The following is a 13,295-nucleotide window of genomic DNA, read 5'->3' on the forward strand; positions in this document are numbered from 1 at the left end:
CGGCCCTGTGGACAGCGTCCCGAGCCGGCTCAACCTGTGGACGACGCGTCCCGTCGCGCCGAGATCCACAGCTCGATGTTGCGCCGGTGCCGGTAGATGACGAGCAGGGCGAGGACCACGCACCAGGCCCCGGTCTCACGCGTGCCCACAGGCACCCACCGGAACCAGGTCAGCACTCCCAGCACCAGGAGCAGCACGCACGCCGACACCGAGGCTCCCGCCACCCAACGCATGCGCCAGACCAGCAGCCCGAAGACCACGAGCATGCCCACGCCGTACCACGGCTGCACGGCGAGGATCGCCCCCAGGGAGGTGGCCACCCCCTTGCCGCCCTGCCCCTTGAGGAACGGCGACCAGATGTGCCCCAGCACGACCGCGAGCCCGACCCACAGCCCCGTCACCGACCCGAGGAAGTGTTGGGCGACCAGGACGGGCAGCAGACCCTTGAGCACGTCGAGGATCCCCACAACCACCCCCCAGCGCGCGCCCAGGACGCGTCCGGCGTTCGTCGCCCCGGGGTTGCCCGACCCCGCGTGGCGCAGGTCCTTGCCGAGCAGCCTGGCCAGGATCGTCGCCGGGTTCACCGCCCCCACGACGAACGCGGCCACCGAGGCCGCCACGACCTCCACCAGGACCCCCGTCGACACGTCCGCCAGAGCGGTCATGGTCTCGGCCGGGGTGACACGGCGACGGCGATGGTGCCCGGGCCGACGTGGGCGCCGACGACCGCGCCCAGCTCGACCACCTGGACCGCGCCCTTGCCGGCCTGTCCCCCGTCTGCCGTGGCTCCGACGTCGGCGACGCGTTCGCGCAGCCGCCCGGCGAGGTCGTCCGCCCGTGCCTGGGAGTCGAGGTGGTGCACTGCGATGTCGACGAGCGACCCGGCCTTCTCGGCGACCTGCGCGGCCGACACGGCCAGCTCCTCCAGCCGCGCCAGTGCCCGCGACGAGGTGCGCACCTTCTCCAGCGGCCGAATGCTGCCGTCCACGAGCCCGAGGATGGGCTTGATCGCGAGGGCTGAGCCCAGGAAGGCGGACGCCGAACCGATCCGGCCGCCCCGTCGCAGGTGCTCGAGCGTGTCGACGTAGAAAACCACAGTCGATGCCTCGGCTCGCGAACGGGCCTGCGCCGCAACGTCTTCCAACGACGCGCCCTGCTCGGCCAACTCTGCCGCGGACAGCACGGCATACCCCATCGCCATGCCGAGCGACCGCGAGTCGACCACCGTGACAGGCACAGGCGACTGCTGCGCGGCGAGGTGCGCCGACTCGATCGTCGAGGACATGTCGGCCGAGATGTGCACCGAGACGATCCCGTCGGCTCCGCCTGCGGCCGCCTTCTCGTAGGCATCGAGGAAGGCCTGGGGCGAAGGACGCGAGGTCGACACGGGCTTGAACGCTCGCAGCGCAGCGGCGACCTCGCCGGTCGTGATGTCCACGCCTTCGCTGAACTCGGTGCCGCCGACGATGACGTGCAGCGGCACCACTTGGATCGAGTGGGCCTCGAGCTCCGACCCCGGCAGGTATGCCGTGGAGTCGGTGACGATCGCGATGCTCACGTGCGCAGGCTATCGGTGCGGGCCACCGGTGCAGCGCAGGATCACATCGGGACGATGTTGACGAGCTTGGGGGCTCGCACGATCACCGTGCGGATGCCGCCCTCGGTCGCCGCGAGGACCTTCGGCAGCGCCAGCACCTGCTCGCGCAGGGCGTCCTCACTGATGTCCGCGGGCACCTCGAGGCGGTCGCGGACCTTGCCCTTGATCTGCACGACGCAGGTCACGGTGTCCTCGACCAGCAGGGCAGGGTCGGCCACGGGGAACGGCTCGAAGGTGATCGACTCGGTGTGCCCCAGCCGTTGCCACAGCTCCTCGGCGATGTGGGGGGCGAGCGGCGCCACCATGACGACCAGCTTCTCGGCCGCCTCGCGAGGCACGGCCTCCAGCTTGGTCAGCGCGTTGTTCAGCTCGATGAGCCGAGCGATGGCCGTGTTGAACCCCAGCGTCGGGAAGTCCTTGGACACCGCGTCGATGGTCCGGTGCAGGGCCCTGGCTGTCGCGTCGTCCAACGGCACCTCGGCCACCCGCACTGCGCCGGTCTCCTCGTCGATGACGTTGCGCCACAAGCGCTGCAGGAACCTCTGAGCGCCGACGACGGCACGGGTCTCCCACGGCTTGCTCAGCTCCAGTGGACCCATCGACATCTCGTAGACGCGCAGGGTGTCGGCGCCGTACTGCTCGAACATCTCGTCCGGGCTGACGACGTTCTTGAGCGACTTGCCGATCTTGCCGAACTCGCGGGTGACGGGTTGGCCCTGCCAGGTGTAGGACGTCTCGCCACTGGCGTGGTCGGGCACCTCGACGACCTCGGACGCCTCGACGGGCTGGCCTCGGTCGTCACGGTAGGCAGGCGCCTGGATGTACCCCTGCGAGAAGTACTTGCGGAACGGCTCGTCACTGGTCACGTGACCCAGGTCGTGCAGCACCTTATGCCAGAACCGCGCATACAACAGGTGCAGCACGGCGTGCTCGACCCCACCGATGTAGAGGTCCACCCCACCCGGGTCGACGACCCCCTCGGGCGAACCGACCACGGGTGTCTCCCGCGGGCCCATCCAGTAGGCCTCGTTCTCGGGGTCGACGAAGGCCTCGTCGTTCGCGGGGTCGAGGTAACGCAAGTAGTACCAACAGGATCCGGCCCAGTTGGGCATCGTGTTGGTCTCCCGGCGGAACTTGCGCATGCCGCGACCGTCGCCCAGGTCCAGCTCGACGTTGACCCAGTCCTCGACCCTGCCGAGAGGCGGTTCGGGCTGGCTGCTCGCATCCTCGGGTTCGAACGTCTTGGGCGAGTAGTCCGGGACGTCCGGCAGCTCCACCGGCAACATCGAGTCCGGGACGGCGTGACTGACGCCGTCCTCGTCGAAGACGATCGGGAACGGCTCGCCCCAGTAGCGCTGTCGGCTGAACAGCCAGTCACGCAGCTTGTAGCTGACTGTGGGCTGGCCGAAACCCTTGTGCGCCAACCACTCGATGATCGTCGCCTTGGCCTCGGCGACGCCCATGCCGTCGAGCGACACCTCGTCGTTGGACGAGTTGATCGCGGGCCCCTCACCGGTGAACGGCTCGTCCTCCGGGTGGCCCTCGGACGGCTGCACGGTGCGCACGCGCGGCAGCCCGAACTGCCCGGCGAAGTCCCAGTCGCGCTGGTCCTGTCCGGGCACCGCCATGATCGCGCCGGTGCCGTAGCCCATCAGGACGTAGTCGGCGATGAACACCGGGATCCGTTGCCCGTTCACGGGATTCGTCGCGAACGCGCCGGTGAAGACACCGGTCTTGTCCTTGCCCTCGGTCTGGCGCTCCACGTCGCTCTTGCGTGACGCCGCCAGCCGGTATGCCGCGACGGCGTCTGCCGGGGTCGCCTCCCCACCGGTCCACGACGGGTTGGTGTCGGGCGCCCACTCCCCCTCCGGGACAAGCACGTCCACCAAGGGGTGCTCCGGCGCCAGCACCATGAAGGTGGCGCCGAAGAGGGTGTCGGGCCGGGTGGTGAAGACCTCGATCGACGCGTCCTCGCCGACGACCGGGAAGGCGACCCGTGCACCCTGGCTACGACCGATCCAGTTGCGCTGCATGGCCTTGACCTTGTCGGGCCAGTCGACGCGGTCGAGGTCGTCAGCCAGCCGGTCGGCATACGCGGTGATCCGCATCATCCACTGGCGCAGGTTCGTCTTGAAGACCGGGTAGTTGCCGCGCTCGGAGCGCCCGTCGTTGGTGACCTCTTCGTTGGACAGGACCGTGCCCAGGCCGGGAGCCCAGTTGACCGGCGCCTGCGAGGTGTAGGCCAGCCGGAAGTCGTCGAGGATCTCGGACCGCTCAGCCGCCGACAGCTCCGCCCACTGCTGACCGTTGGGGGTGGGGCGGTCGCCGGCCTCGAACTGCTCGACCAGCTCGGCGATGGGGCGGGCGCGCCCCGTGCCACCGTCGGGGCGCACTGCCTCCGGGTCGTACCAGGAGTTGTAGATCTGCGTGAAGATCCACTGGGTCCACTTGTAGTAGCCCGGGTCGATGGTCGCGATGGTGCGGCGGTCGTCGTGACCGAGCCCCAGCCGGCGCAGCTGGCGCTTCATGACGACCATGTTCTCCTCGGTCGTCTTGCGCGGGTGCTGACCGGTCTGCACCGCGAACTGCTCAGCCGGCAGGCCGAAGGCGTCGTAGCCCAGGCAGTGCAGGACGTTCTTGCCGGTCATCCGGTGGTAGCGCGCGAAGACGTCGGTCGCTATGTAGCCGAGGGGGTGCCCGACGTGCAGGCCCGCGCCGCTGGGGTAGGGGAACATGTCGAGGACGAGCAGCTTCTCGCGACCCGCGACCTTGTCGGGCTCAGCCCAGGGACCCGCGGGGTTGGGCGCGTGGAAGGTGCCCTCCTCCTGCCAGCGGTCCTGCCAGGCCAGCTCGATCGTCTGGGCCAGGTCGGCGGTGTAGCGGTACGGCGTCTCGCTCATCTCATCCTCACGTCAGCTTGTACACATCTGAGTCTTCACACAGAAGAACCCCTCACGCAGGAGGGGTTCGCCGCGGTGACGTGGACCAGGCGGTCCGGACCGTCAACGCGGCTCGGGAAGAAGCAGCGACCGTGCCATGGCCAAAGGCTACCGCAGCGTGCTCCGGGCGGCCCATGTCCCCTCCGCGCCGGCGCCGCGCGGTCCGGTCTCGCCTACGGATACGTAGATCTGACGATGACAGGACGAGGTGGGGGTCGTACGTTTGGGCCATGCGGACAACGGACCGGATTGTGGCCCTGGTGCGGCGGACGACGCCGCTCCTGGGGCTGGTCGGGGGGCTCCTGTTCTTCGCCTACTGGTTCGTCAGGGCGCGTGAAGTGTCATTGCCGCTGCTCGTCGGCCCACTCCTGGACCTCGCGACCGTCCTGCTCCTCGGCACCGCCGTGCTCGGCTACCAGCTGGAGCAGGGCCTGGCGCCGGGGGCGTGGATCGGCTGGGCCGGCGTGGCCGCCGTACTCGAGGGACTGGTCTCGTCACCGGCATCGGTGTGCCTGGGCCTGTTCCTGCTGGGGGTCTCGATCGCTCGCTGCGGTGTCCACCCGCGCGTGCCGGGGATCATCATGGCCACCAGCGGCATGGCCCTCTTCATCACGTACTTCATGTCCTCGGGTTTCGGGCGCGGATACGCCGAGGTCGGGTTGCTCTCCAAAGTCGTGATGGGGCTCGCCCTGATCGGCGTCGCCGCCTCGCTCGCAGACCTCCTCGTGCTCGAGCGGGGAGCCGAGCAGCACGCTCGGGCCTGACAGCCCCGAGACGGGCCTGACAGCCCCGAGGCGGGCCTGACCGCCACGTGCTCAGTCCGGCGGTTCCTTGGGGGTCTGCCCTCCATCGGCGGGGGTCTGCCCTCCATCTGCCGGGTCGGCCATCAGCTCGGCGCTGTCCAGGAGCACCGGCTCTTCGTACCCGGGTGGGTACGGCGGGTCCGGGGTCACGGGTGGAAAGATCGTCCCGTCGGGCTGCAGGTGTGAACTCTGGGTCATGGGTGACCACCTCCGTCAGCTACTGAAGTGCCCTTTGCAGCAGGGTTCAAACGTGCCCCAGATCAGCCCTTGGTGTTTGCGCAGGTCAGCCGGTGGGTACAGCCACTGGGCCCGGAGGTGATCAACCCTGCCCCGGGCTTTCCCATCGTCAGGAGCACCAGTGTCCAACGACAGCCTCCCTGCCCTCCTGGAGGACTTGGCCGGCGACCACGACGCCTCCAGCCCCGTCGAGGAGATCGCCGAGGGTCTGGAGGCAATGGTGCTGCACCCGGACTACCCCTGCCTGGGAGCGCGTTCGGTGTTCAACCGCGATCGGGCCACGGTCGTCGTGCTGGAGGAGCTGGGCACGACCGCGAGCACCCGCCGCCTGCTCAGCGCCCTGACGTCGTTCGGGCGGGAGACAGATCGAGAGGCGGGCTTTGCGTCCCTGGTGGCCGTCTTCCGCGCGACCGAGGTCGCGGGCGAAGCCGATTTCGAGGAGCTGCTGTGGCGGCAGCTGGAGCTGCTGCACGAGGCCGACCACCAGCCGTGGGATCCACGCGTGTCCGACGACCCTGCCGACCCGCATTTTGCCTTCAGCGTCGGCGGGACCGCGTTCTTCGTCGTCGGCCTGCACCCGCAGTCCTCCAGGATCGCCCGACGGACTCCCCTGCCCACCCTGGTCTTCAACCTGCACGAGCAGTTCGAGGAGCTCCGGGGGTCGGACCGCTTCGACCGCATGCGTGACACCATCAGGCGCCGCGACCTCGAGCTGCAGGGAACCCTCAACCCGATGGTCGCCGACCATGGGCGGAGCTCGGAGGCTCGGCAGTACTCCGGTCGGGCAGTACCCCCGACCTGGGTGGCGCCGGCCAGCTTCGACGACGAGGAGACGACGTGAGCACCACGCTGGCACCGCAGACCGGGACGGGGTTCCTCCTCCTGGCCGGGCAGGTGCTGACCGTCACCGACCCTGAGGGCGGACAGGTGAGCGACCTGTTCTGCTTCCGTGCCGACGACCACGACGAAAAGCTCTCGAGCGGTCGCACCATCGACTACGCCAACACGATCTACCTCACGACCCGTCATGTGCTCTACAGCAACCGCAGCGCCCCGATGCTGACGGTCGTCGAGGACACCTGCGGTCGTCATGACTTCCTGCTCACCCCGTGCAGCCAGGACACCTTCGACCTGCTCTACCCCGAGTTCGACGGGGCCTACCACCCCAGCTGCCTGGAGAACCTCAGCTCCGGCCTCGCACCTTTCGGTGTCCGGCCCGACCAGATCGGGACGACGCTCAACATCTTCATGAACGTCTGGCCCGAACCCAGCGGGGAGCTCCACATCGACCCCCCGGCCTCCGTCGCGGGCGACCGGTTCTCCGTCCGGGCCGAGATGGACCTTCACGTGGGCCTGACGGCCTGCTCCGCCGAGAAGTCCAACGGTGGGGTGTGCAAGCCCATCGAGTACCTCGTGACGGACGACGTGGCCACGCGAACTGGCAGCGGGTGATACTGGGCGTCATGCAGACGCCCATCCCGCGGGAGACGACCGAGGCCTTTGCCTCCCTCGCCAAGCTCGTCTACTCAGGAACCGGGTCGAGTGACGTCCTCGCCGCGATCTGCCGGACCGCCGTCGACGTCATCCCCGGGGCCGACCACGCCTGCATCTCGACGCTCGACGCGGACCAGCAGCTCCACACACAGGCCTCCACGGACGACGTCGCGAGCCTGATGGACCGGCTCGAGTCCGAGGCCGGCGAGGGGCCGTGCCTCGACAGCATCCTGGAGGACTCCGTCCAGCACGATGCCGACATCACCACCGCGACCAAGTGGCCCCGGCTCGCAGAGCTGACCCTGGCTCGCACCCCGGTCCGGGGAATGGTGGGCTACCAGCTCCTCGAGGGCCTGGGCGCCCGGGCGGCGTTCAACGTCTTCTCGGACACCCCTGGCGCCTTGACCGAGGAAGCTGCCGACGTCGGCGCCGTGCTCGCCGCCTTCACCTCCGTCGCGCTCGCGGCCACCGAACAGCGGGCCACCGCGGAGAGCCTACGGCTCGGGCTCCAGAGCAACCGCGAGATCGGCAAGGCTGTCGGGCTGCTCATGGCCGCCCACTCGGTGGGCGACGACGAGGCGTTCCACATCCTGCGCGCCGCCTCGAACCACACCAACACCAAGCTCGCGGCTCTGGCCGAGCAGATCAACGCGAACCACCGCGAGGGTCTGCGCGACGAAAGCCTGGACTGACCGCTGCGCGGCCGTCCACGCGCGAAACCGCCTCGTCACGAGCTGCCCCCTAGGACCTGAGCAGCCGGTCCCAGGCACTCCGGCTGAGGGCGCGGCGCAGTCCACCGGTGAGGCGTGCGTTCGCCCCGAGTGCGGCTCGAGCGGCGTTCCAACCGCAGGCGCCGTGGACTCCGCCACCGGGGTGCGCGGAGGCGCCGGCGAGGTAGAGCCCCGGCACCGGTGTCTCGGGGCGTCCCAGTCCCGGGGTGGGACGGAACACGAGCTGCTGGTGCAGTCCCGCGGTCCCGGCGTTGATGGCCCCGCCGAACAGGCTCCGGTTCTGCGCCTCCAGGTCCCCCGGCCCCTGGACGTAGCTCGCCACCCGGCCGTCGCGGAACCCGGGTGCGACACGTTCGACCGCGGCCTCGACCCGCTCCACGTGGTCGGCCAGCTGCTGAACCGACCAGCCCGGGCCCTGCGGGACGTGGGTGTAGGCCCAGGCCGACTCCGTGCCTTCAGGGGAGCGCGTGGCATCCGACGTCGTCATCTGCCCGAACAGGATGAACGGCCGCTCGGGGGTCCGCCCCACGGTCAGGTCCGCGGCGAAGTCGACGAAGCCTTCGTTGTCGACGCCGAGGTGCACGGTGCCTGCGCCCCTCGCGGCGTCGGCCGTCCAGGGCACCGGCCGGTCGAGCGCCCAGTTCACCTTCACGGTGGCGTGGTCCCACTGGAACCTCGCCAGGTCACGCTGCAGTCGGGCCGGCAGCGGGTGGTCGGCCAACAGGTCCCCGTAGAGGCTCGGTGCCGGCACGTCGGCGAGGACCGCACGCCCAGCCCCCAGGAGGGTGCCGTCCGCGAGCCTGACACCCGTGGCGCGGCCATGAGCGGTGGTCACAGCGGTGACCGGCGTGCCGGTCAGCACGCGCACTCCCGCGCTCTCGGCGCGACGACGCAGCGCACCCGCGAGCTCGCCCGCCCCGCCCTGTGGCACAGGGAACCCGACGTCCTGGCCAAGCATGCACAGCAACCAGCCGAACATCCCGCTTCCGGCGGAGTCGGGCGCCAGGTCGCTGTGCAGGGCGTTGCCGGTGAGGAGCAGTCCGCCCCCCTGGCCGGAGAACCGCTCCTGTCCGAGCCGGCGGCTGGGGGTGATCGCAAGGCGCGCGAAGTCGAGGGTGTCCGCGGCGCCGAGACTGCGCAGCATCCGGGCGGCCGAGGCGACCGGGGGGAAGGGGGTGAACAACGCGTCCAGCAACGGGTCGCGAATCCGGTCCCAGCCGCGGACCAGCTCCAGCCAGGCCTCCCCGTCGCCGGCGGCCTCCGCCTCCAGTCCGGCGGCGGTGTCCTCGGCGCGCGAGCAGAGGAGGGCCGCGCTGCCGTCGTCGAGCGCATGGGCGAGCACGTGCGGGGCGCGCCGCCAGACCAGACCGTGCTCCTCCAGGTGCAGGTCGCGGATGATCGGGCTCGCGGCCGCCAGCGGGTAGAACGCGCTGAACAGGTCGGTGACATATCCGGGCGACGTCACCTCCGCGCTGCGGACTGCTCCACCCACGTCCTCGTTGGCCTCGACGAGCAGGACGTCCCACCCTGCGTCAGCCAGGGCGATGGCGGCCACCAGGCCGTTCGGTCCCGCCCCGACGACGACCGCATCCGCAGTGCTCACGCGCCTTGGTCCCTCTCGCTGGAGAATCGCTGGTTCGCCCACTGTGTCACCTGAGGACGCCGAGCACGATCAGGACCTGGCCGAGGTGGTAGGTCACCATCACCGTCAGCGGCCCGAAGCGGCGCGCCCGGACGAACCGGTCCAGCGCCAGGACCGCGTCGCTCACCATGAAAGCGGTGGCCCCCAGTGCCACCAGCAGGTGCCCCGTCGCCCACGCCGCGACGACCATGGCGCCGATGACCCCCATGTATGCCGCGACGGCGCCTGCCAGCACCGCCCCACCTTCGGCGCGCGCCGCCGGGACCACGCGACGACCCACCACGGCGACCATGGTCACGACGACTGCCAGGCCGACGAGACCGAGGTCGGCACGCGGCATACCGAGGTGGGAGAAGGCGACCACGAACGCCACGTGGGCCGCAAGGAAGCTCCCGAGCCCCACGATGAACCGCGGTTCGCTGTCGGAGAGGAGGGCGACGTCTCCGGCCAGGCTGAGCCCGAGCGCCGCGAGCAGCCACCAGCCCGCAGTGGACTCGGACGCTCCCATCGCCGATGCAGCCACCGCCAGCAACACCAGGACGAGTGGTTTGAGGACCCATTCGCGCCGCCGGCCACGCACCGCGACGGCCCACCAGTCCAGGGGTGCGGCGACCGCCACGGCCGCCAGGCTGGTCAGCGCGAGCTCGGGCACGGGCCCAGCGTGACAGACGCTCAGTGGTGGTATCGATGCATCACGGCGTGACCTCGCCCACGGGCGATGAGCCAGCGGTTCACCGGCACGGTGACGACGAACGCAATCGCCAGGGAGGCCAGCAGGGTGCCCCAGAACAAGGAGCTCGCGAGCCCGGCCTCCATCGCACCGGGGATGGCGACGACGAACGCGTTGTCGACCAGCTCCATCACCGAGATGGACACGGTGTCGGAGGCGAACGCGACGCCGATCGCCGCCATGAGCGGCAAGCCGGCCGCCAGGACGGGCCGCAGAGCCAGCGAGTAGCCGAAGACGAACGCCAGGGCGATCGACACGACGACGGTCACGAGGTTGCTCCAGCCGAGCGCGGAGCCGATGACCATCCCCAGGACCTCGCCGATGGCACAGCCGGTGAGGCAGTGCAGCGTCGCGCTCACCGCCTGCCGCCAGAGGGACTGCGTCATCACATGGGGGTGCTCGTGCTGGCTCATGACGGGGCCAACCATACCCCCTATGGGTATATTCCATGCCATGAGGACCCGGTGTCGGGCCCTGCACCTACGCTCGCGACCATGACCGCACCCGTCCCCAGCCCCGACGACCTGCGCATCGTGGTCGACGCGATCATGGTCGGCTTCGCCCAGGTGCCCGACGACGGGTGGGCGCGGCAGGCCCACGGCCTCGTCTGGGACTGTCGCGACACCGCCGCCCACGTCGTCGACGACTTCGCCGCCTATGCGATGAACCTGTCGAGCCGTGAGGTCCACCTCGACGAGTACGTCCCGTTCCTCGACCCGCCCCAGTGGCAGCCCACCACCCCGCCGAACCTGGTGTGGCCCGACCCCGCCAAGGGCACGGCGGCCATCGTGCGTTGTCTCGACGCCGCCGGGGGGCTGCTTGTCGCCGTGACCGCGACCGCTCCCCCGGGCCACCTCGGCTACCACCCTGCCGGCAACTCCGACGCGTCGGGGTTCGTCGCCATGGGCATAGTCGAGGGGGCGGCCCACGCGTGGGACGTGCTGACGGCGCACGGCATCGACTTCAGCATCGACGACGACATCTGCGTGCGTGTCCTCAACCGGCTCTTCCCCGGCTCCGTCCGCACCGGCGACGGCTGGCACGACTTCCTCACCGCCACCCACCGCACCGAGGCCAACCGGGCCCCGCACTGGCGCTGGGACTCGACCGTGCGCGACAGCTACGGCGACTGAGTCTCCCGACCTGAGCGCAGCCGGCGCACGACGGCCAGGAGGCGTTCGGTCTCGTCTTCGGTCAGGCCGACGCGCAGCTCACCCAGCAGGGTCCGGAGCTCCCCCACCGCCAGCTCGCGGTGTTCGGTGGGCTCGCCGGGACGGCGAACCGTGACCGCCTCGTGCGTGACCGTCACGTGCCGGTCCGGCAGGTGACGGGTGAGCATGAGCCCGTGCCGGAAGTGCGACGTCGGATAGGTGCTGGTGAAGTGGTGCCCCGCCCGCACGTCGACCTGCTGGACAGGCAGGTCGTCGGTGGTGTGCATGAGCTCCCAGGCCCCGTCCCGCTGGCGTTGCAGCTCCCACGTCGGACCACCGGCCCGGGTCTCGTGGCGCAGGAGGCGGTAGGCCCAGCCCCCGTGGTCGTCCAGCGCTCCGTCCACGAAGCGGATCGGGTGCATCAGGCTCAGGCCGAAACCGGGGTCGGCCAGCCACGACGTTCCGTCGACCTGGATCGCGAGCACGCAGTGGGTCCTGGCCGAAGCGGTCACGTCGCCGACCCGTGCGAGCCGCCGCTGCACGTCGTACCCGAGGGCGGTGAGGACGGCGCCGAAGAGCGTGGCGTGCTCGAAGCAGTACCCCCCACGACCACGACCGACGAACTTGGCCTGGACGTCGGGCAGCTCCACACCGGGGTGCTGCTCGAGCAGGACGTCGATGTTGTCGAACGTGAAGGTGCGCACGTGCGCCTCGTGCAGGGCCTGCAGGGTGGCGAGGTCGGGCTTCTCGACCCGGACGCCGACCCGCGTGAGGTAGCCGTCGACGTCCACCACCGTCGACGGCAGCCTCAAGACTGCGTCGGGTTGGCGCACACCGGTGTTGCCCTTCTCGAACGCGGTCGCCACGTCCGCATGCTACGTCGCCGGTGTTCGGGCTGCGATGCGCCACCGCGCGATGAACGACCGGACGAAGAGCGCCCGGTCGTTCATCGTGGGCAGGCGTGCCGGTCGCTGCCAGCGCCCAGGCATCCCCTGTTGCCTTCCCGACGCTCACCTCGACCGACCTCAGCCACGGCCAAGCGGACGGTTCCCACCGTTCGTGCGAACCGCTGGCAGCCGCCCTCACCCAACCCAGCCGGCGCCACCACTCGGTGTGGGTCGCCGCTTGATGAAGGGTTCCACGCGCGCCCGTGGCACGAGTAGTGTCAAAAGCGGAACTTTGGCGCGTCATTGCGGGGGCGGCTGTGGGGGATCAGGACCTGGTGAGGCTCAGTGTCGAAGCTGCCCACCTGGCCGTGCGCGGCCAACCGTACGGCGAGCTGCTCGCGAACGCCGTGCACCGTCAGCTGCGCGCCGACGCCGGCGCCGGCCTGACGACCTGGACTGTGGGGGCTGACGGAGCGGACCGCGTGTCGGTGGACATGGCCGGGCAGGACCCGCTGGATGCAACCTACGTCGAGCGGGCCAAGGCGGTGGTGTCGCAGCACCCGTCGTTCAGCGCGGGCCTGCCGGAGCTGGCGACCCACCGGGTCAGCGACCTGACCCCCATGGGCCCGTTCTGGGACTCTGAGCCGTACGAGGCGATGCATGGCTTCTGCGGCGGACGCTACCCGGCCGCCCTGACTCTGCTCGCGACCCCCACCACCCTGATCTTCCTCGGCGTCCACCGCAGCCGTCACGACTTCAGCGACGACGACATGCGCCGCCTGGAGCTGGTCCGTCAGCCCCTGGCCAGCGCTCTGGTCTTCCGACACCAGCTCGAGGACGCCGCCCGTCGGATGCAGACGATCCTGCCGCCCAGTGTGACGTTCACCGACCGTGAGGCCGAGGTCCTGGCCCTGGTCGCGCGGGGCTGGACCGACCGGCGCATCGCCCACCGCCTCGGCATCACCGAGCGCGGCGTCCGCAAACGGGTGTCGACGGCCCGCGAGCGCGTCGGTGCCCACAGCCGAGCCCAGGCCGTCGCACTCTGGTCCAAGCTCAACCCCTGAGGGCAGCGGGACCGCACGGC

General features: G+C 70.4%; 14 protein-coding genes. 6 read left to right on the top strand and 8 right to left on the bottom strand.

Features of this window, described 5'->3' with window-relative positions:
• Positions 1–29 precede the first annotated feature (29 nt).
• The 3 genes from plsY to leuS are packed head-to-tail and all read right to left on the bottom strand — an operon-like array spanning position 30 to position 4,497.
• Complete coding sequence (gene plsY / locus AC1DWP_RS15240) at positions 30–665, bottom strand: glycerol-3-phosphate 1-O-acyltransferase PlsY (protein ID WP_477615340.1); 636 nt, start codon at positions 663–665, stop codon at positions 30–32.
• On the bottom strand, positions 662–1,558 hold the full coding sequence (locus AC1DWP_RS15245) for a DegV family protein (RefSeq protein ID WP_477615341.1): 897 nt from the start codon (positions 1,556–1,558) through the stop codon (positions 662–664). The genes plsY and AC1DWP_RS15245 overlap by 4 nt, the downstream gene beginning before the upstream one ends.
• A 41-nt stretch (positions 1,559–1,599) precedes the next feature.
• Positions 1,600–4,497, bottom strand: a complete 2,898-nt coding sequence (gene leuS, locus AC1DWP_RS15250) for a leucine--tRNA ligase (protein WP_477615342.1) — start codon at positions 4,495–4,497, stop codon at positions 1,600–1,602.
• A gap of 269 nt (positions 4,498–4,766) precedes the next feature.
• Here leuS and AC1DWP_RS15255 point away from each other — a divergent pair, with 269 nt between their 5' ends.
• Positions 4,767–5,300, top strand: a complete 534-nt coding sequence (locus AC1DWP_RS15255; RefSeq protein ID WP_477615343.1) for a hypothetical protein — start codon at positions 4,767–4,769, stop codon at positions 5,298–5,300.
• A gap of 51 nt (positions 5,301–5,351) precedes the next feature.
• Here AC1DWP_RS15255 and AC1DWP_RS15260 read toward each other — a convergent pair whose 3' ends face one another.
• Positions 5,352–5,537, bottom strand: coding sequence for a hypothetical protein (locus AC1DWP_RS15260; RefSeq protein ID WP_477615344.1), 186 nt, complete (start codon positions 5,535–5,537; stop codon positions 5,352–5,354).
• A 160-nt stretch (positions 5,538–5,697) separates the two neighbouring features.
• Here AC1DWP_RS15260 and gntA point away from each other — a divergent pair, with 160 nt between their 5' ends.
• Genes gntA through AC1DWP_RS15275 form a run of 3 tightly spaced genes read left to right on the top strand, consistent with a single transcriptional unit; the run spans position 5,698 to position 7,762 of the window.
• Positions 5,698–6,417, top strand: a complete 720-nt coding sequence (gene gntA, locus AC1DWP_RS15265) for a guanitoxin biosynthesis heme-dependent pre-guanitoxin N-hydroxylase GntA (protein WP_477615345.1) — start codon at positions 5,698–5,700, stop codon at positions 6,415–6,417.
• Positions 6,414–7,028, top strand: a complete 615-nt coding sequence (locus tag AC1DWP_RS15270; RefSeq protein ID WP_477615346.1) for a DUF1989 domain-containing protein — start codon at positions 6,414–6,416, stop codon at positions 7,026–7,028. Before gntA ends, AC1DWP_RS15270 begins: the two co-directional genes overlap by 4 nt.
• 11 nt (positions 7,029–7,039) lie before the next feature.
• Positions 7,040–7,762, top strand: coding sequence for a GAF and ANTAR domain-containing protein (locus AC1DWP_RS15275; protein ID WP_477615347.1), 723 nt, complete (start codon positions 7,040–7,042; stop codon positions 7,760–7,762).
• Between the two features lie 49 nt (positions 7,763–7,811).
• On the opposite strand, the gene AC1DWP_RS15280 is transcribed toward AC1DWP_RS15275, so the two are convergent.
• From AC1DWP_RS15280 to AC1DWP_RS15290, 3 genes are read right to left on the bottom strand one after another with little or no spacing between them, the layout of a single operon-like run.
• Entirely contained in the window at positions 7,812–9,404 is a 1,593-nt protein-coding gene (locus tag AC1DWP_RS15280; RefSeq protein ID WP_477615348.1) for a phytoene desaturase family protein, read from the bottom strand.
• A gap of 46 nt (positions 9,405–9,450) precedes the next feature.
• Complete coding sequence (locus AC1DWP_RS15285; protein ID WP_477615349.1) at positions 9,451–10,095, bottom strand: lysoplasmalogenase family protein; 645 nt, start codon at positions 10,093–10,095, stop codon at positions 9,451–9,453.
• A gap of 20 nt (positions 10,096–10,115) precedes the next feature.
• Positions 10,116–10,586 carry a DUF4396 domain-containing protein gene (locus AC1DWP_RS15290; RefSeq protein WP_477615350.1) on the bottom strand — a complete coding sequence of 157 codons (471 nt, stop codon included), beginning with the start codon at positions 10,584–10,586 and terminating at the stop codon, positions 10,116–10,118.
• A gap of 81 nt (positions 10,587–10,667) precedes the next feature.
• On the opposite strand from AC1DWP_RS15290, the gene AC1DWP_RS15295 reads away from it, so the two are divergent.
• Positions 10,668–11,306, top strand: a complete 639-nt coding sequence (locus AC1DWP_RS15295) for a hypothetical protein (RefSeq protein WP_477615351.1) — start codon at positions 10,668–10,670, stop codon at positions 11,304–11,306.
• On the opposite strand, the gene AC1DWP_RS15300 is transcribed toward AC1DWP_RS15295, so the two are convergent.
• A complete protein-coding gene (locus AC1DWP_RS15300; protein WP_477615352.1) occupies positions 11,294–12,190 on the bottom strand; it encodes an arylamine N-acetyltransferase family protein in 897 nt (298 codons plus the stop codon). The genes AC1DWP_RS15295 and AC1DWP_RS15300 overlap by 13 nt on opposite strands.
• A 356-nt stretch (positions 12,191–12,546) precedes the next feature.
• Between AC1DWP_RS15300 and AC1DWP_RS15305 the strand changes: the two genes are divergently transcribed.
• Positions 12,547–13,275 (top strand): helix-turn-helix transcriptional regulator, encoded by a 729-nt coding sequence (locus tag AC1DWP_RS15305; RefSeq protein ID WP_477615353.1) that lies wholly within the window; start codon positions 12,547–12,549, stop codon positions 13,273–13,275.
• Positions 13,276–13,295 lie beyond the last annotated feature (20 nt).

The sequence above is a fragment of the Pedococcus sp. P2_F6 genome, from assembly GCF_056403675.1.